We start from the raw sequence: 18,803 nt of genomic DNA on the forward strand, positions 1-18,803 counted from the left end.
GGGGACGATCGCGCCGACACGCGGAAAACCACTGGCGCCGCGCCGGGCGCGGCTGAGAGGGTCGGCCCATGGCAGGCGCTCACCACCCCGTTCCCCCTCGCAACGACGACCTGGGATGGGCCGTGCGCACAAGCACGGAGCAGGAGTACCCCGAGTTCGCGGCGGTCTTCTCGGAGGCCATCGGCCTGCCGGTGGAGAGGCTCCTCCGCGAGGAGCGGGACTTCCCCAGCGCGGAGTACGACCGCGCCCTGGTCGCCCTGGACGGTGAGCGGATCGTCGGCACCACCATGGCGTACTCGCTCACCCTCACCGTGCCCGGCGGGCCCCGCGCGGTCGCGGGGGTCACCGCCGTGGGCGTGTGGCCCACGTACCGGCGCAGGGGCGTGCTCAGCGCGCTGATGCGGCGCCAGCTGGCCGACGTCCGCGAGCGCGGCGAGAAGCTCGCGGTCCTCTGGTCCTCGGAGGGCACGATCTACGGCCGCTTCGGCTACGGCCCGGCCGTCCGGCAGTTCGAGGCCTCCGTCCAGCTCGCCCACGCCGCGCTGCGGCCCGGGGCCCCGCGCGACCCGGCCCTCACCGTCGACCTCACCGAACCCGGGCACGTCCGCGGCGAGATCGAGGAGCTGCACCGCCGGACGGCCTCCGCCCGCAACGGCCACATCCTCCGGAAGCCCGGCTGGTGGGGATGGCTCCTGCACGACGAGGAGCGGGACCGCCGGGGCGCCGGGCCGCTGCGCGCCGCCGTCGTGCGCGGCCCCGACGGGGCCGAGGGCTACGCCCTCTACCGCGTCCTGCACAAGTGGGAGGACCGCCTCCCCACGGGGGAGGTCCGGGTCCGGGAGGTCGTCGCGGCCACGGCCCGGGCCGGGGTCGCCCTGTACGACCACCTGTTCTCCAGGGACCTGGTCTCCTCGGCGCACCTGGACAACCTCGCCGAGGACGACATCCTCACCGTGCTGCTGGCCGACCCGCGCCGACTGGCGCGCCGGGAGTTCGACTCCCTGTGGGTACGCCTGGTGGACCTCCCCGGCGCCCTGGCCGAACGCTCCTACGCCACGCCCCTGGACACCGTCCTGGAGGTCACCGACCGGTTCGCCCCCTGGAACGCCGGGCGCTGGCGGCTCAGGGCCGGCGGCGGGGAAGCCCGCGCCGACGCGGCCGACGCGGCCCCCGACCTGACCCTGGACGTGTCCCACCTGGGCGCCGTGTACCTGGGGGGCGGTTCCCTGACCGCCTTGGTGGACGCGGGCCTGGCCGTCGAGCACGCGCCGGGGGCGGCCGCCCGCCTGGACACCGCGCTGCACGTGCCCCGCGCACCCCTGTGCACCACGGACTTCTGACCGACCGCGAAGACACGAAGAACGGTAGCAACGGCATGACGAAGAACCCCGAGACCGAGAGACCCGCGTGGACCGTGCGCGGCTCCGACCGGGACGAGTTCCCCGAGGTGCTCAGGGTCGTGGGCGAGGCCCTCCTCGCGGGCGACGACCCGGACACGATGGCGGAGCGCGCCTTCCCCCTGCACGACGCCGTCGGGTACGACCGCGTCCTCGTCGCGGTCGACGGGGAGGGGGACGCGGAGGAGGTCGTGGGCGCCACCAACCACTTCCCCTTCGAGATGGCGCTGCCCGGCGGGCCCCGCGCGGTCGCGGGGGTCACCGCCGTGGGCGTGTGGCCCACGTACCGGCGCAGGGGCGTGCTCAGCGCGCTGATGCGCCGGCAGCTGGCCGACATCCGCGCCTCCGGCGGCAGGTACGCGGCCCTGTGGGCCTCGGAGGGGGCCATCTACGGCCGCTTCGGCTACGGCCCGGCCGCGACCGAGATGGAGACGGCCGTCCAGCGCCAGTACGGCGTGCTGCGCCCGGAGGCGCCCCGGGACCCCGCCCTGCGGGTCCGGCTCGCCGACCCCGTCCGGGTCCGCGACGACCTCGCGCTCGTGCACCGCGAGGTGGCGGCGGCCCAGGTCGGCCAGTTCCAGCGCGGGAGCCACTGGTGGGACAGGTTCTTGCGGGACAAGCCCGACTCCCGCGACGGGAAGAGCCCGAGGCTGGCCGCTGTCGTGAGCGGACCGGACGGCCCCCTGGGATACGCCCTCTACCGCACCCTGAACAAGTGGTCGGGTGACGGGGCCCGTGGCGAGGTGCACGTCGAGGAGGTCCTGGCGACCGCCCCCGCCGCCTGGACGGCCCTGTTCGAGCACCTGTTCAACCGCGACCTGACGAGCAGGGTCAGGTTCGGCTTCCTGGCGGAGGACAACCCCCTGCGCCACCTGGTCGTGGACAGGGACCGCGTGGTCCCCACGCTCTACACGTCCCTGTGGATGCGGCTGGTGGACGTGCCGGGGGCGCTCGCCGAGCGCTCCTACGCGGCACCGGTGGAGGCGGTGGTGGAGGTCGCCGACCGCCACGCGCCGTGGAACGCCGGCCGGTGGAGGATCGGCGCCGACCGCGGGGGAGCCCGGGTGGAGGCCGTGCAGGACGCCCCGGACGTCTCCCTGGACGTGTCGCACCTGGGCGCCGCCTACCTGGGGCAGACCTCCCTGGAGGGGTACCTGCGCGCGGGCCTGCTCACCGAGCACACCCCCGGCGCCGTGGCCGGCCTGGACGCGGCCCTGCACCGGGCGGACGCCCCGTTCTGCGGCCGCATCTTCTGACCGTCGCCCGCCGCGGGCCGGTCCGCTCCCGCCACGGGCAGCGGACCGGCCAGCAGGGCCCCCTCCCGCCGCTCCGACGGGCACGGGACACGGCGTGCCCCGCCCCGGGGCTCCACGGCCCGCCCCGGCGGACCGTCCCGGGACCCGCCGCGCGTGGGCGCGTGCCCGCGCCCCCGGAGCGGGATACTGGTCGCCGCGGCGGCGCCGCCCGGCCCTCCGGACGGCCGGGGACCGCGGTGCGGGTGGCGCTGCGCGTGAGCAGAGACCGTAGCGGCAGGAACACGTGACACGGATGTAACCGTCACCTGTAACGCTTCCGTGCACGCCTTCGGACCCGCCTCCGGCCCGCCGGGGGCGCCCACCCATCGACGACAGGGAGACACACTCTGATGACCGATACGATCCAGGCGATCCTGGACGCCGTCGTTTCCTTCGTGTGGGGACCGTTCTTCCTGATACCCCTGCTCCTGATCGTGGGCGTCTACCTCACCATCAGGCTGGGCGGGCTCCAGTTCCGCGTGCTCGGGCACGCGCTGTGGCTGGCGCTGATCCGCCGCACCGAGGGCGGCCAGGCCAAGGGCGACATCTCCCACTACCAGGCGCTCAGCACCGCCCTCGCGGCCACCGTCGGCGTCGGCAACATCGCGGGCGTGGCCCTGGCGATCGGCGTCGGAGGCCCCGGAGCCCTCTTCTGGATGTGGGTCACCGGCGTCCTGGGCATGGCCACCAAGTACAGCGAGGCCCTGCTCGGCGTGAAGTACCGCCGCCCCGACTCCAAGGGCGAGATGAGCGGCGGCCCGATGTTCTACCTGCGCCACGGGTTCGCCGAGAAGTTCGGCCCCGGCAGCGGAGGGGCGAGACTCGGCCTGGTGCTCGGCACCCTGTTCGCGCTCTTCGGCGCCGTGGCCTCCTTCGGCATCGGCAACATGACGCAGGCCAACGCCGTCGCGGGCCAGCTCGACTCGACCTTCGGCGTGCCGACCTGGCTCTCCGGGATCGTCATGGTCGTGCTGGTCGCCGCGGTCATCCTCGGCGGCATCAAGAGCATCGGCCGCTTCGCCGCCGGCGTCGTGCCGTTCATGATCATCGCCTACGTCCTGGCCGCCCTCGTGGTCCTGGCCGTCTACGTCACCGAGATCCCGGCGGCCATCGCCCTGATCTTCACCGACGCCTTCACCGGCACCTCCGCGGTCGGAGGGTTCCTGGGCTCGGCGTTCATCCTCGCGATGCAGCAGGGCATGGCGCGCGGCATGTTCTCGAACGAGTCGGGCCTGGGCACCGGCGGCATCGCCGCCGCCGCGGCCAAGACCGCGCACCCGGTCCGCCAGGCGATGGTCTCCATGACCCAGACCTTCATCGACACCATCATCGTCGTGACGATGACGGGCCTGGTCATCATCGTCACCGGCGCCTGGCACGCCGAGGCGGACACGGGCGACGGCGCCCTGATGACCAACTGGGCCATGAGCGAGGCCCTGGGCTCCATCTCGCCGGGGCTGGCCCCGGTCGGCGGCGCCATCGTGGCGATCAGCCTGATGTTCTTCGCCTTCACCACGCTGGTCGGCTGGTCCTACTACGGTGAGCGCTGCCTGGACTACCTGGTCGGCCGCAAGGCGGTCATCCCGTTCCGCATCGTGTTCGTCCTCGTCGTGTACGTCGGCGCCACGACCGACCTCAGCATCGCCTGGGCGTTCAGCGACGCGGCCAACGGCCTGATGGCGGTCCCCAACCTCATCGGCCTGCTGGTGCTCAGCGGGGTCATCGTCGCGGAGACCAAGAAGTACTTCTCGGACCCGGACTGGAAGAAACCCGACCTGGTGGACGCCCGTCAGCAGTGACGGGGGCGCCGGAGCGGATCCGGACGGGGTGAACGGGGGCGCGGTCGAGACCGCGCCCCCGTTCCGTGTTCCGGGGAGTCCGGGGCCACGGCTCCGCAGGGGAGGGCACCGTGCGGGGGCCGGCCCCGCGTCCCGCACGGCGACGGGCCGCATGGATGCCGTGAGGATTCACCACCGGTTCCGCATGGAAGCCGTTAGGAACGGCATCGGCGCAGTTCCAGGGGTTTTGTATGGGTTTCAGGCCTTCGAGGCCCGTGCCCCGGACAGAGGGGCACACCCTTCACCCCAGGGAGTCGCCCCGTGCTCGACGTCGTCTACGTGCTCACCGCGCTCGCCGCTTTCGCGCTGGTCGGCGTGATCGGCAGGGGGGTCGCGAAGCTGTGATCGCCTTCGACCTCCTCGCGGCCGCGCTCGCGGCGGCCGCGGTCGCCTACCTCGTGTACGCCCTCGTCAAACCGGAGCGGTTCTGATGGCCGTCCTCCTCGCGGTCCTCCCCGCCGCCGCCGTCGCGCTGGTCCTCGCCCTGCTGTACCGGCCCCTCGGCGAGTACATGGCGCGCGTCTTCACCTCCCCCCGCGACCTCGCGGTCGAGCGGGGCTTCTACCGGCTCATCGGAGTGGACCCGGCGTCCGGGCAGTCGTGGCAGGCGTACCTGCGCGGGGTGCTCGCCTTCTCCGCGGTCGGCCTGCTGTTCCTGTACCTGCTCCAGCGGCTCCAGGCGTTCCTGCCCCTCTCCCTCGGGCTGCCGCCCGTCCCCGAGGGGCTCGCGTTCAGCACCGCGGCGTCGTTCGTGACGAACACCAACTGGCAGTCGTACTCGCCGGAAGCGACCGTGGGCCACCTCGTGCAGTTCGGCGGGCTGGCCGTCCAGAACTTCGTCTCGGCCGCCGCGGGCCTCGCGGTCGCCGTCGCCCTGGTCCGCGGACTGGCGCGCCGCCGCTCGGGCACGATCGGCAACTTCTGGGTCGACCTCACCCGTGGAACGCTGCGCATCCTCCTGCCGATCTCCCTGGTCGCGGCCGTGGTCCTGATCGCGGGCGGTGTCGTCCAGAACCTCGGCGGCCCCACCGAGGTCCGGACCCTCGCCGGCGCGACGCAGACGATCCCCGGCGGAACGGCGGCCTCCCAGGAGGCGGTCAAGCTCCTGGGCACGAACGGCGGCGGCTACTTCAACGCGAACTCCGCGCACCCGTTCGAGAACCCCTCGCCGTGGACCAACCTGTTCGAGATCGTCCTCATGCTGGCGATCCCGTTCTCGCTGCCGCGCACCTTCGGCCGGATGGTCGGCGACCACCGGCAGGGCTACGCCGTCCTCGCCGCCATGGCGGCGATCTTCGTGGTCTCCCTCACCGCCCTCACCGCCCTGGAGCTGAACGGCGCCGGAGCGGCGCCCGAGGCCGCCGGAGCGGCGCTGGAGGGCAAGGAGCAGCGGTTCGGCGTCATCGCCTCCGCCCTGTTCGGCTCGGCGAGCACCCTGACCTCGACCGGCGCGGTCAACTCGATGTTCGACTCCTACACCGCCCTCGGCGGCATGGTGCCTATGGTCAACATGATGCTCGGCGAGGTCGCGCCCGGCGGTGTCGGCTCCGGCCTCTACGGGATGCTGGTGCTCGCCCTCCTGGCCGTCTTCGTCGGGGGCCTCCTGGTCGGCCGCACCCCGGAGTACCTCGGCAAGAGGATCGGTCCGCGCGAGATCAAGCTCGCCAGCCTGTACATCCTCGTCTCCCCGACCCTGGTCCTCGCGGGGACGGCGCTCAGCTTCGCCGTGCCCGCCGTCCGCGCCGGCGTGGAGGCGACGTCGATCCTCAACCCCGGCCTCCACGGCCTGTCCGAGGTGCTGTACGCGTTCACGTCGGCGTCCAACAACAACGGCTCGGCCTTCGCCGGACTGACCGCGGACACGCCCTGGTTCAACACCGCGCTGGGCATCGCCATGCTGCTGGGACGGTTCGTCCCGATCGTGTTCGTCCTCGCCCTGGCCGGCGCACTCGCGGCCCAGGACAAGGCGCCCGCGACCGGCGGCACCCTGCCCACCCACAGACCGCAGTTCGTCGGCCTGCTGATCGGCGTCACCGTCGTGGTGACCGCCCTGACCTACTTCCCCGTGCTCGCGCTGGGCCCCCTGGCGGAAGGACTGTAACCGACCATGACCACGACATCCCGCCCACCCGTCGCCGAGGCGCCGCCGAGCGCCGACCCCGCGACCGGAGGCCGCCGCAGGGCGTTCGGACCGGCCCAGGTCGCCGCCGCGCTCCCCGGGGCGCTGCGCAAGCTCGACCCGCGGATCATGTACCGCAACCCCGTCATGTTCGTCGTCGAGGTCGGGGCCGCGCTCACCACGGCCATGGCGGTCGCCGAACCGTTTTTCGGAGGCCCCGAGGCGTCCGGGGGCTCGCCGATCCCGGCGGGCTTCACCTGGGCGATCGCCGGCTGCCTCTGGCTGACCGTGGTCTTCGCCAACCTGGCCGAGTCCGTGGCCGAGGGCAGGGGCAGGGCCCAGGCCGACAGCCTGCGCAGGACCCGGACCAGTACCGCGGCGAACCTGGTGGTCGGCTACGACCCGGAGGCCGACCCCTCCGCGGAGGACACCGGGACACGCCCCGTCTCCTCGGCCGATCTCAGCCCCGGGGACGTCGTGGCCGTCTCGGCGGGAGAACCGGTTCCCGGCGACGGCGACATCGTCTGGGGCATCGCCTCGGTGGACGAGTCGGCGATCACCGGGGAGTCCGCGCCCGTGGTGCGCGAGTCCGGCGGCGACCGCAGCGCCGTCACCGGCGGCACCCGCGTGCTCTCGGACCGGATCGTCGTCCGCATCACGTCCAGGCCGGGGGAGACCTTCGTCGACAGGATGATCGCCCTGGTCGAGGGCGCCGAGCGGCAGAAGACCCCCAACGAGATCGCGCTCAACATCCTGTTGGCGAGCCTGTCGGTCGTCTTCGTGGTCGTCGCCCTCACCCTGCACCCGATCGCCTCCTACGCCGGGGCGCCGGTCAGCGTCCCCGTCCTGGTCGCGCTGCTCGTGTGCCTGATCCCCACCACCATCGGCGCCCTGCTGTCCGCCATCGGCATCGCCGGCATGGACCGCCTCGTGCAGCACAACGTGCTGGCCATGTCCGGCCGCGCCGTCGAGGCCGCCGGCGACGTGACCACCCTGCTGCTGGACAAGACCGGCACCATCACCCACGGCAACCGGCGGGCCAGCGAGTTCGTGCCCCTGGAGGGCGTGCGGAAGCCGGACCTGGTCAGCTCCGCGGCGCTGGCCTCCCTGGCCGACCCCACCCCCGAGGGCACCTCCGTGGTGGAACTCGCCCGCGCCGAGGGGGTGGTGGTGGACGCCGCGTCACCCGGCGAGGTCGTCCCCTTCACCGCCCAGACCCGGATGAGCGGTGTCGATCTGCCCGACGGCACCCTGATCCGCAAGGGCGCGGGCTCGGCGGTGCTCGCCTGGGTCCGGGAGACGGGCCCCGTGGGCCCCGTCGTCCGCACGGAGCTGGAGGACCGGGTCGGGCGGATCTCCGACAGCGGGGGCACACCGCTGGTCGTGGCGGTGCGCAGGCCCTCGGGACACACCGCCGTACTGGGCGTGATCCACCTCAAGGACGTGGTCAAGGAGGGCATCGCCGAACGCTTCGCGCAACTCCGCGAGATGGGCATCCGCACCGTGATGGTCACCGGGGACAACCCCCTGACGGCGAAGGCGATCGCCGCCGAGGCCGGGGTGGACGACTTCCTCGCCGAGGCCACCCCGGAGCAGAAACTCGCCCTCATCCGCAGGGAGCAGCAGGGGGGCGGGCTCGTCGCGATGACCGGGGACGGCACCAACGACGCCCCCGCACTGGCCCAGGCCGACGTCGGCGTGGCGATGAACACCGGCACCTCGGCGGCCAAGGAGGCCGGGAACATGGTGGACCTGGACTCGGACCCCACCAAGCTCATCGACGTGGTCCGTATCGGCAAGCAGCTGCTCATCACCCGGGGGGCGCTGACCACGTTCTCCGTCGCCAACGACATCGCCAAGTACTTCGCGGTCATCCCGGCCATGTTCGCCGGGGTCTTCCCCGGTCTGGGCGCGCTGAACGTCATGGGCCTGGCCTCTCCCGCGTCCGCGATCATGTCGGCGATCGTCTTCAATGCCGTGATCATCGTGGTCCTCATCCCGCTCGCGCTGCGCGGTGTCCGGTACCGGCCCCTGCGCGCGCCGCAGATCCTCAGCCGCAACCTGCTCGTCTACGGGCTCGGCGGAGTGGCGGCCCCCTTCGCCGGCATCAAACTCATCGACCTCGCCGTCAGCCTTCTTCCCGGTTTCTGACGGCTCCGAAGGGAGACACCCACCATGGGTTCCACACGCGTACTGATCCGCCACCACGGAACCGCCCTCCGGGCGTTCCTGGTCCTCACCGTCGTCCTGGGCCTGGTCTATCCGCTGGCTGTGACCGGCGTCGGCCGGGTGCTCATGCCGGAACGCGCCGACGGCTCGCCCGTCAGGGCGCAGGACGGCACGGTCGTCGGCTCGTCCCTGATCGGGCAGTCCTTCACCGGCGCCGACGGCGCACCGCTCCCCGAGTGGTTCCAGTCCCGGCCCTCCGCCGCCGGCGACGGACACGACGCCGGGGCCTCCGGCGGGAGCAACCTCGGTCCGGAGAACCCCGACCTCGTGGACACGGTCGAGGAACGGCGGGCGGCGGTCGCGGAGTTCGAGGGGGTCGATCCCGGGAGCGTCCCCGCGGACGCCCTGACCGCCTCGGGTTCCGGTCTGGACCCGCACATCAGCCCCGCGTACGCGCTGCTCCAGGCGCCGCGCGTCGCGGAGGCGCGGGGGGTGCCGGCAGCGGACGTCCAGGACCTGGTCCGGCGTAGTATCGAGCCCCGGGACCTGGGGTTCCTGGGCGAGGAGAGGGTCAACGTCCTGAAGCTGAACCTCGCCGTCGACGGGTGGGGGGCGGAAGGCAGATGAGGAGAGGCCGGCTGAGGGTCTTCCTGGGCGCCGCTCCCGGGGTCGGCAAGACCTACACCATGCTCGAGGAGGGGCGGCGCCTGCGCGAGGAGGGCGGGGACGTCGTGGTCGCCGTCGTCGAGACGCACGGCCGCTGCGGCACGGCGGCGATGGCCGAGGGCGTCGAGGCGGTGCCCCGGACGACGGTGTCCCACCGGGGCGTCGGCCTGGCCGAGATGGACCTGGACGCCGTCCTGGCGCGCCGTCCGGGGACGGCGCTGGTCGACGAGTACGCGCACACCAACGCCCCGGGGGCGCGCCACGAGAAGCGCTGGGAGGACGTGTCGGCGCTGCTGGCGGCCGGGATCGACGTCATCACGACCGTCAACATCCAGCACATCGAGTCCCTCAACGACGTCGTCCAGCGGATCACCGGCGTCCCGCAGCGCGAGACCGTCCCGGACCAGGTGCTGCGCGCCGCCGACCAGATCGAACTGGTCGACCTGGCGCCGCAGGCCCTCCGGGACCGCCTGGCGGCGGGGAACGTCTACCCCGCCGAGCGGATCGACGCCGCCCTGTCCAACTACTTCCGCCTGGGCAACCTCACCGCGCTGCGCGAGCTCGCGCTGCTGTGGCTGGCGGACGAGGTGGACAGCGCGCTGAAGGACTACCGGGCCGAGCACCGCATCGACAGCACGTGGGAGGCCCGGGAGCGCGTCGTCGTCGCCCTGACCGGCGGGCCCGAGGGGGAGACCCTGCTCCGCAGGGGGGCGCGCATCGCCGCGCGCTCCTCCGGGGGCGAGCTCCTGGCCGTGCACGTGAGCAGCCAGGAGGGGCTGCGCGAGGGCCGTCCCGGGGCACTCGCCGCGCAGCGGGCCCTGACCGAGAAACTCGGCGGCACCTTCCACCAGGTGGTCGGCGACGGCATCCCCGAGTCCCTCGTCGGGTTCGCCCGCGCGGTGAACGCCACCCAGCTGGTCATCGGCATCAGCCGCCGGGGGCGCCTCGCCACCGCACTGACCGGCCCCGGCATCGGCGCCACCGTCATCCGCGAGTCCGGCGGCATCGACGTCCACATCGTCAACCACGCGGCGGCCGGGGGACGCTTCGCGCTCCCCCGGCCGGGCGGGGCGCTGACCGCCAGGCGCCGCCTCCTGGGCTTCGCCCTCTCGGTGCTCGGTGGCCCCGTCCTGACCTGGCTGCTCGTCGGCCAGCGCAGCGCCGAGTCCATCGTCGTCGAGGTCCTGGCCTACCAGCTGCTGGTCATCGTCGTCGCGCTCGTCGGGGGCATCTGGCCCGCGCTGTACACCGCCGTCCTGTCGGCGGTCACACTGGACTACTTCTTCATCGAACCGGTGCGGACCATCACGGTCGACGAGCCGGTCCACCTGCTCGCCCTGGTCCTCTACGTCGTCAACGCCTCCCTCGTCAGCTACATCGTCGACCAGGCGGCGCGCCGGTCGCGCTCCGCCCTCCGGGCCGGGGCGGAGTCCGAACTCCTCGCCACGGTCGCGGGCAGCGTCCTGCGGGGCCAGGACGCCCTCCAGGCGCTGGTGGACCGCACCAGGGAGGCGTTCGGGCTGGACGCCGTGCGACTGCGCTCGGGGGAGGACGTCCTGTGCGCGTCCGGCCAGCCCCGGGGAGGGGAGGAGCCCGCCGTCGTGCGGGTCGGCGACCGCGCCTCCCTCGAACTCCACGGCGCCGAGCCGGGCGCCTCCGAGAGGCGGCTCCTCGGCGTGATCGCCGCGCAGATCGACGCGGCCCTCGAACACCAGGACCTGAGCGACACGGCCAGCGAGGTCGGCCCGCTCGCCGAGAACGACCAGGTGCGCAGCGCCCTGCTGTCGGCGGTCAGCCACGACCTGCGCAGGCCGCTGACGGCGGCGACCACCGCGGTCAGCAGCCTGCGCTCGTCCGAGGTCAGCTGGTCCCCCGCGGACCGCGACGAGCTGCTCGCCACGGCGGAGGAGAGCCTGACCACGCTGACCGGCCTGGTGACCGACCTCCTCGACGTCAGCCGCATCCAGGCCGGAGCCCTCGTGGTCTCGCTCGCCGCCACCGACGTCGACGAGGTGATCCTGCCGTCCCTGGACGAGCTGGACCTCGGTCCCGCCGACGTCGACCTGGACCTGGACCCCGACCTGCCGTGCGTGCGCGCGGACGCGGGCCTGCTGCAGCGGGCCATCGTCAACATCCTCGCCAACGCCGTCCGGTTCTCGCCGGGCGACCGCAGCGCGCGCGTGGCCACGAGCGTGTTCGGGGACACCGTGCAGATCCGCGTCATCGACCACGGGGGCGGAGTCCCGCCCGACCGGCGGGAGCAGCTGTTCGTGCCGTTCCAGCGCCTGGGCGACACCGACAACACCACCGGGCTCGGCCTGGGGCTCAGCCTCTCCAAGGGCTTCGTGGAGGGGATGGGGGGCGGGCTCTCCGCCGAGGACACCCCCGGCGGAGGACTGACGATGGTCATCTCCCTGCCCGTCGCGGACGGACAGGCTTCTGGAAGGACGGACCGGTGAAGATCCTCGTCGCCGACGACGACCCGCAGATCCTCCGGGCACTGCGGGTCACCCTGCGCGCACGCGGCTACGACATCGTCGTCGCCACGAACGGCGCCGACGCCCTCAGGGCCGCCGTCGACCAGCGCCCGGACCTGTACCTGATCGACCTGGGCATGCCCCGCCTGGACGGCGTCGGGGTCATCGAGGGCATCCGGGGGTGGACGAGCGCGCCCATCCTCGTCGTCTCCGGGCGCACCGACTCCGTGGACAAGGTCCGGGCCCTGGACTCCGGTGCGGACGACTACATCACCAAGCCCTTCGCCATCGACGAGCTGCTGGCGCGCGTCCGCGCCCTGACCCGCCGGGGCGTCGGCGGCGACTCGGACCCGGTCGTGCGGGTGGGGGACCTGACCGTCGACCTCTCCGCCAGGACGGTGACCCGGCCCGGTCCCTCCGGCGGGGAGCTCGTCCGGCTGACGCCCACCGAGTGGCGCCTCCTGGAGATCCTCGTCCGCCACTCGGGCAAGCTCGTGACGCGGCAGACGCTCCTCTCCGACATCTGGGGGTCCGACCACGTCCACGACACCGGCTACCTGCGCCTGTACGTCTCCCAGATCCGCAAGAAGATCGAACCGGAGCCGAAGTCGCCGCGCTTCCTGATCACCGAGCCCGGCATGGGATACCGGTTCCTGCAGGGCGGCTCCGACGGCGGGGAGGCGTGAACCCGGGCCCCGGGCGAAGACCTGGACCGCCGCGGCGTCGGGGCCGGACCGGGGTGCGCGCCGGACGACGGCTGCGGGACCTCTCGCAGCGGATCAGCCCGCCGCAGCTCACCGTGCTGACGTTCGCGCTCCTCGTGCTCTGCGGGGCGGGTCTGCTGGCGCTCCCCGCCGCCACCGAGAGCGGGGAACGGACGCCGTTCGCCGCCGCCCTGTTCACCTCCACCTCCGCGGCCAGCGTGACCGGCCTCGCGGTGGTCGACACGGGGGGCCACTGGTCCTTCCTGGGCGAGGGCGTGATCCTGGCGCTCATCCAGGTGGGCGGCTTCGGCATCATGGCCCTGGCGACCGTGCTCACCCTCGTGGTGGGCCGCCACCTGGGCCTGCGCATGGCCGTGCGCACCGGCTCGGAGACCAAGACCCTCACCCTGGGGGAGGTGCGCCGGATCGCCGTCGGCATCCTCACGGTGACCCTCGTCTTCGAGACGGCCGTCATGGCGGTCCTCACGCTGCGCTGGTGGATCGGGTACGACCTCCCCCTCGGCTCCGCGGCCTACCTGGGCCTCTTCCACGCGGTCTCGTCCTTCAACAACGCCGGCTTCTCGCCCTTCGCCGACAGCCTCATGGGGTACGCCACCGACCCGTGGATCACGGTGCCCGTCGCCGTGGGGGTCGTCGCGGGCGGTCTGGGGTTCCCGGTGTGGGTGGAACTGTGGCGGTTCGCGCGACGCAGGGGTGAGCGGCACACCTGGACGATCCACGCCAGGATCACCCTGTCCGTCACGGGGTGCCTGCTGGCGGTCGGCTTCGCGGCCTTCCTGGCCCTGGAGTGGGACAACCCGGCCACGATGGGCGGGCTGGACCTGCGCGGCAAGCTCCTCACCGGGTTCTTCCAGGCGGTCATGCCGCGCACGGCCGGCTTCAACAGCCTGGACTTCGGTGCCATGAACACCCAGACGCTGCTGGTCACCGACCTCCTGATGTTCGTCGGCGGCGGCAGCGCGGGCACCGCCGGCGGCATCAAGGTGACGACGTTCGCGGTCCTGCTGTTCGTGGTCCTGGCCAACGTGCGCGGAGAGCCCACCGTCCACGTCGGCCACCGCCGCCTGGGCGAGGGCGTCGCCTCCCAGGCGGTCACCGTGGTGCTGCTGTCCCTGTCCCTGGTCCTCGCCGGCACGCTCGCGCTGATGACGATGACCACCTTCACCCTGGACGAGATCCTGTTCGAGACGACGTCGGCCTTCGCCACGGTCGGCCTGTCGACCGGCATCACCGCGGACCTCCCGGTCCCGGGGCAGATGGTGCTCGTCTTCCTGATGTTCGTCGGCAGGATCGGCCCGATCGCCCTGGCGTCGGCCCTGGCGCTGCGGCGCCGGGCGCGCGCCTACGAGCTGCCCGAGGAGCGCCCCATCGTGGGCTGAGGGACCTCCGCGCCCCCACGGTCGGGCGCCGCGGTGGCTCCGGGCCCGTCAGGGAGGAGCGGGGCCGCCGCGGCGGAGCAGGGGCGGCACGGCGGCCCCCGCCCCGGCCGAAGCGGCGGCCCCTCCCCGCGCTCGGACCCTCAGGCTCCGCGGGCTGTCGGGTCCAGGACCTCGTCGGCCGCGCGGTACCCGCTCCTGACGGCGCCGTCGAGGGTCCCGTTGCACGGGAACACCGCGGTCTCCGTCGCGGCCCAGTGGAGCGGCCCCACCGGAGCGCGCAGGAGGGGGCCGAACTCGGTCAGGAACCCCGGAGGCATCGGGGACTGGTAGGCGCGGCTGTAGGGGTCGGCGTCCGGCAGGGGCTGGCGGAGGGAGACCGGATTCGCCGCCAAGGGGCCGAGCACACCGCTCAGGTTCTCCAGCAGCAGGGCCCGGTGGCGTTTTGGGTCGTCGGCGACGCTCTGGTCGGCGCCCAGGGGATCGGCCTCGCCGAACGTGTAGGTGTGGGCCACCAGGCGTCCCTGGGAGGCCCCGGGCGGGCTGTCGTCGACGGTCCACGCGGGGACGCCGTCGTCGAAGTGCATCTCCCCGGACAGGCCGAACCCGCGCCAGAAGGGTCGCCAGTAGACGATCTCGGTGCGGATGACCTCTGCCTGCGGCCACTGCCTCTGGAGCCGGCGGCGGCTCGCCGGGAGCGGGGGCGCCACCTCCAGGCGGCCGGCGTCGGAGGGCGGGCACGCGACGAGCACGCGGTCGGCCGACAGCGACCCCCAGTCGCCCGAGAGCCGCACCCTCCCGTCGCCGTGCTCGATGCGGGAGACGTGGTGGCCGGGCCGGACGGCGTCGCCCGCCCGCGCGGCCAGCCTGCGCACCAGGAGGTCGGCGTCCAGGCGCAGGGGCCGTTCGCCCCTGTCCGGCTCCGGCCCCAGGTGGGCGAGCAGCCACAGCATGCTCATGCGGTCGGCGGGCAGGGCCGCGGCCAGGGTCAGCTGCTCCTCGACCAGTTCGAGCAGGTCCGGGTCGGAGGTGTGCGAGCGCAGCCACCCGCGGACGGTCAGGGCGTCCAGGTGCTCGGCGTCGGCCGAGCGCCAGGGCTCGGCGAAGTCGACCCCCTCGGCGAGCCGGGCGACGCGCCCCAGGATCCACTCGTTGCGGAGCAGGGTCCACCAGGAGGCGCCCAGGGGCATGTGCTCGTCGCTGGCCTCGGTCCCGCCGTCCTCGTCGATGCGCAGGTCGCTCAGCCCGGGGTTGTCGGGCAGCTCGTCGACCGGGACGTCCAGGGCCGCCGCCAGCTCCAGCAGGTCCCGGTCCGACCGCCGCGCGTACATGCTCGCCGGAGGCAGGCCGTCCGGCGGCGGGGACACCGCGGCCGCGCGCCCTCCCGGCGCGGCCCGGCCCTCCAGGACCACCACCGAGCGGACGCCGCCCGCCCTCAGCCGCCACGCCGCGGCCAGTCCCGACAGCCCGGCTCCCACGATGACGACATCGCTGTGCTCCACGGCCCACTCTCTCCTCGTCTTCCGCTTCCCTGTGATGGCTCAACGGTCCCAGGTGCGGTGGAGTGCCGGGCGGCGGCCCCGAGCGGGCCGCCGGCGCCGTACGCGGCCGGCCCCGTGCGGCGCGGGGAGGGCGGACGCGCGGGACCGGCGCCGGGGGAGCGGGAGCCCGGGGTCTCAGGAGGTCAGGACCTTGACGAGCCGGTCCACCTCCTCCTCGGTGTTGTACAGGTGGAAGGACACCCTGAGCCGTCCGGCGCGGGTGGACGCGGCGATCCCGGCCTCGGCGACCTTCCGGGACAGGTCCTCGGACACGGCCAGGGACACGATCGCCGACCCGGCCGGCGGGAGGTCCAGTGCCGTGAGCAGCCGGTCGCCGAGCCCGGCGTCGTGTTCGCGGACCGTCTCGAGGCCGACCTCCTCGACCAGCTCCAGGGCGGGCGCCAACCCGACCCACGAGAACCACACGGGGGCCAGGTCCAGGCGCCGCGCCCCGTCGGCGAGCTCCAGGGGGCCTCCGTAGAGGGAGTTCCACGGGTCGGCGGCGGCGTACCAGTTCGCGGCCAGGGGGCCGAGCCCGGCCAGTGCCTCCGCGGTCGCGGTGAGGAAGGCCGATCCGCGCGGCCCCAGCAGCCACTTGTAGGTGCTGCACACGGTGTAGTCGACCCGCTCCAGGGGGAGGGGCAGCCATCCCGCCTGGGTGGTGTCCAGCATCAGCCGCGCCCCGTGGTGGGCGCAGGCCTCCAGGAGGTCCTCCACCGGGGCGACGGCGCCGTCGGAGGACTGCACCGCCGAGACGGCGACCAGGGCGGTGCCCGGGCCGACCTCGTCGGCCAGCCGGTCCAGGGGCACCTCGCGCACCCGGACGCCGTGCGGCTCCCGGGCGAGGAAGGGGTGGACGACGGAGCTGAACTCGCGGGCGGCGGTCAGGACCTCGGAACCGGGCGGCAGGCTCGCGGCGATCGTCCCGACGAACTGGGAGGCGTGGGAGCCGATGGCCACCCGTTCGACGGGAACGCCCGTGAGGCGGGCATAGGCGCCGCGGGCCGCGGCGATGCCGGGGTCCGCCTCCGCGGGGGAGAACCGTCCGGCGCCCACCGAGCGCAGGTGCCGCTCCAGTTCGAGGAGGGCCGTGCGGGGGGTCAGCCCGTGGGTGGCGGTGTTGAGGTAGGTCGTCTCGGGGGAGAACTGGCTCTGCGCGGAGCGGAGGCGGTCGCGGCCGGTGTTGTGCATGGTCCGATGCTCGCCGTTCGCGGGACGGCGCTCAAGGTCCAATCCGGGTCGGAGCGGACTCCGCCTCGGCCGGGGCCCGCCGGCTCCGGGCGGCCCGGGGCGCAGGCGTGCGGGTCAGTTGCGGAACTTGGCCTTGGCCTCGGTGGACCCGGCCATGAGCTTGTTGAGCAGGCGGACCAGCTCGGTGCGCTCCTCGGGTTCGAGGGCGGCGGCCCAGGCGGTCTCGCGCCTGTTGTGCGCGCGGAAGCCGCCGAGGATCGCCCCGTACCCGGCCTCGGTGAGGGTGAGCTGGAGGGCGCGCCGGTCGTGGGTGGCGCGTTCGCGGACGATCAGCCCGTCGCGTTCGAGGGTGTTGAGGAGCGCGGACAGGGCCGCCCGGCTCATGCCGGAGATCTCGGCGGTGGTCTTGGCCTCCATGGGGCCGGCCAGCCACAGCGCGAAGATCACCCGGAACCCCGGCCAGGTGAGACCGCGCGGGCGGTGGACGGAGGACTCCAGGTCGTAGACGACCATGCTCGTGGCCCGGTTGAGGGTCAGGACCATGCGCATGGCGTCGGCGTTGACGGAGGGCAGTTCCTGTTCGGCCTTCCGCACCGCGTAGTCGACGAACGACCAGAAGGTGAGATCGCTTGGGGGGGCGGTGTCGTGGGTCACGGCGCCCAGCCTAACCCCTGGTGCGGCGCGTCCGCGGGCCGGGGAACGCACGCTCCGGCCCCGTGTCGCGGCGGGCCGGAGCGGCGCGCGGGCACGCCGGCGCCCCGGCGGGAGCCCGGGGCGGGACCGGGACCGCGATGCTCCTTCGGCGGGGTGCGCGGTGGTCGTGGGGCGGGTGGGACAGGCGAACGGGCTGGTCGGAGTGGTTCCCCGGGTAGCCTTGATGTGTGACCTGTATCACTCCACTGGTGGCTCCGCGTCTCTTGGTCCTGTGGCGTGGAGCACGTTAGGGTCATGATCATCAAACCTTTGATCAATTGGGTGGCCGCGGCCATCCTGAGCGAGTGAAGGGTCCTCAGACCATGGCAGCCAAGCCGTTCGCCTCCTCCGCCGACACCGAGGCCAAGCCGCAGACACTGGAGGTCCTGGCCGACGGGGTCTACGCGCTGACCGCGGAGGGCGACCCCAACGTCGGCGCCATCGAGGGCGAGGACTTCGTCGTCGCCTTCGAGGCCCTCGCCACCCCCGCCGCCGCACGCGACTGGCTGAAGGTCCTGCGCGAGCAGACCGACAAGCCGGTCCGCTACCTGGTGCTCTCCCACTACCACGCGGTGCGCGTCCTCGGGGCCAGCGCCTTCGACGCCGAGATCATCCTCACCCACGAGAAGACCCACGAACTCATCCGCGAGCGGGGCGAGGAGGACTGGGCCAGCGAGTTCGGCCGCATGCCCCGCCTGGCCAAGGACGCCGACTCCGTCCCCGGCCTCACCTGGCCCACGCAGACCTTCGCCGACCGCACCACCATCGACCTGGGCGGCGACCGCGGAGAACTCGTCCTGCAGTACTTCGGGCGGGGCCACACCGAGGGCGACATCGTCGCCTGGCTGCCCCGGCAGAAGATCCTCTTCGCCGGCGACCTCGTCGAGGCTCAGGCCGCCCTCTACACCGGCGACGCCTTCCACAAGGACTGGGCCGGGCAGACCCTGGACCGGGTCAAGGCGCTCGGCGCCGAGATGCTCGTCGGCGGGCGCGGCGCCGTCAGCAGGGGCCGCGACGAGGTCGACGCCGCCATCGAGCAGACCCGCAACTTCCTCGACGTGATGATCCGCGAGGTCGGGGCCGTCCACGAGCGCGGCGGCACCCTCAAGGAGGCCTTCACCGCCACGCACGCGGCGCTCGAGGGCGACTACGGCCACTGGCCCATCTTCGAGCACTGCCTGCCCTTCGACGTCTCGCGCCTGTGGGACGAGTTCCGCGGTATCGAGCGGCCCGTCATCTGGACGGCCGAGCGCGACCGCGAGGTGTGGGCCCAGCTCCAGGGATGATCCGGCCTGACCCGTCCGGCACGGGTCCGG

14 protein-coding genes are annotated in these 18,803 nt (G+C 73.5%); 11 read left to right on the top strand and 3 right to left on the bottom strand.

What is annotated here, in order from left to right; all coding sequences use genetic code 11:
* The first annotated feature begins 68 nt into the window (after positions 1–68).
* The 10 genes from ACWGL3_RS14200 to ACWGL3_RS14245 all read left to right on the top strand — a co-directional run bounded on the left by ACWGL3_RS14200 (position 69) and on the right by ACWGL3_RS14245 (position 14,065).
* A complete protein-coding gene (locus tag ACWGL3_RS14200; protein WP_452461370.1) occupies positions 69–1,340 on the top strand; it encodes a GNAT family N-acetyltransferase in 1,272 nt (423 codons plus the stop codon).
* A gap of 35 nt (positions 1,341–1,375) precedes the next feature.
* Positions 1,376–2,653, top strand: a complete 1,278-nt coding sequence (locus ACWGL3_RS14205) for a GNAT family N-acetyltransferase (RefSeq protein ID WP_267944581.1) — start codon at positions 1,376–1,378, stop codon at positions 2,651–2,653.
* A gap of 389 nt (positions 2,654–3,042) precedes the next feature.
* Entirely contained in the window at positions 3,043–4,491 is a 1,449-nt protein-coding gene (locus ACWGL3_RS14210) for an alanine/glycine:cation symporter family protein (RefSeq protein ID WP_267944580.1), read from the top strand.
* Between the two features lie 380 nt (positions 4,492–4,871).
* Entirely contained in the window at positions 4,872–4,961 is a 90-nt protein-coding gene (locus ACWGL3_RS14215; RefSeq protein ID WP_267944579.1) for a potassium-transporting ATPase subunit F, read from the top strand.
* Complete coding sequence (gene kdpA, locus ACWGL3_RS14220; protein ID WP_267944578.1) at positions 4,961–6,631, top strand: potassium-transporting ATPase subunit KdpA; 1,671 nt, start codon at positions 4,961–4,963, stop codon at positions 6,629–6,631. The genes ACWGL3_RS14215 and kdpA overlap by 1 nt, the downstream gene beginning before the upstream one ends.
* A gap of 6 nt (positions 6,632–6,637) precedes the next feature.
* Positions 6,638–8,800, top strand: coding sequence for a potassium-transporting ATPase subunit KdpB (gene kdpB / locus ACWGL3_RS14225; protein WP_267944577.1), 2,163 nt, complete (start codon positions 6,638–6,640; stop codon positions 8,798–8,800).
* 24 nt (positions 8,801–8,824) lie between these two features.
* On the top strand, positions 8,825–9,445 hold the full coding sequence (gene kdpC, locus ACWGL3_RS14230; RefSeq protein WP_267944576.1) for a potassium-transporting ATPase subunit KdpC: 621 nt from the start codon (positions 8,825–8,827) through the stop codon (positions 9,443–9,445).
* Positions 9,442–11,943, top strand: coding sequence for an ATP-binding protein (locus ACWGL3_RS14235; protein WP_267944575.1), 2,502 nt, complete (start codon positions 9,442–9,444; stop codon positions 11,941–11,943). The genes kdpC and ACWGL3_RS14235 overlap by 4 nt, the downstream gene beginning before the upstream one ends.
* Complete coding sequence (locus ACWGL3_RS14240) at positions 11,940–12,647, top strand: response regulator transcription factor (protein ID WP_267944574.1); 708 nt, start codon at positions 11,940–11,942, stop codon at positions 12,645–12,647. The genes ACWGL3_RS14235 and ACWGL3_RS14240 overlap by 4 nt, the downstream gene beginning before the upstream one ends.
* 53 nt (positions 12,648–12,700) lie before the next feature.
* On the top strand, positions 12,701–14,065 hold the full coding sequence (locus tag ACWGL3_RS14245; protein ID WP_267944573.1) for a TrkH family potassium uptake protein: 1,365 nt from the start codon (positions 12,701–12,703) through the stop codon (positions 14,063–14,065).
* 140 nt (positions 14,066–14,205) lie between these two features.
* Here ACWGL3_RS14245 and ACWGL3_RS14250 read toward each other — a convergent pair whose 3' ends face one another.
* The 3 genes from ACWGL3_RS14250 to ACWGL3_RS14260 form a co-directional block, all read right to left on the bottom strand.
* Positions 14,206–15,564: a flavin monoamine oxidase family protein gene (locus ACWGL3_RS14250; RefSeq protein ID WP_267944572.1), complete on the bottom strand. Its 1,359-nt coding sequence runs from the start codon at positions 15,562–15,564 to the stop codon at positions 14,206–14,208.
* Positions 15,565–15,738: 174 nt separating this feature from the next.
* Positions 15,739–16,794: an aminotransferase class V-fold PLP-dependent enzyme gene (locus ACWGL3_RS14255; RefSeq protein ID WP_267944571.1), complete on the bottom strand. Its 1,056-nt coding sequence runs from the start codon at positions 16,792–16,794 to the stop codon at positions 15,739–15,741.
* A 114-nt stretch (positions 16,795–16,908) separates the two neighbouring features.
* The gene (locus tag ACWGL3_RS14260; RefSeq protein ID WP_267944570.1) at positions 16,909–17,448 is read right to left on the bottom strand and encodes a MarR family winged helix-turn-helix transcriptional regulator; all 540 of its coding nucleotides are present in this window, start codon (positions 17,446–17,448) and stop codon (positions 16,909–16,911) included.
* 362 nt (positions 17,449–17,810) lie between these two features.
* Here ACWGL3_RS14260 and ACWGL3_RS14265 point away from each other — a divergent pair, with 362 nt between their 5' ends.
* The gene (locus tag ACWGL3_RS14265; RefSeq protein ID WP_267944569.1) at positions 17,811–18,773 is read left to right on the top strand and encodes an MBL fold metallo-hydrolase; all 963 of its coding nucleotides are present in this window, start codon (positions 17,811–17,813) and stop codon (positions 18,771–18,773) included.
* The last annotated feature ends 30 nt before the right edge of the window (positions 18,774–18,803 follow it).

Source organism: Nocardiopsis sp. NPDC055824 (genome assembly GCF_053616335.1).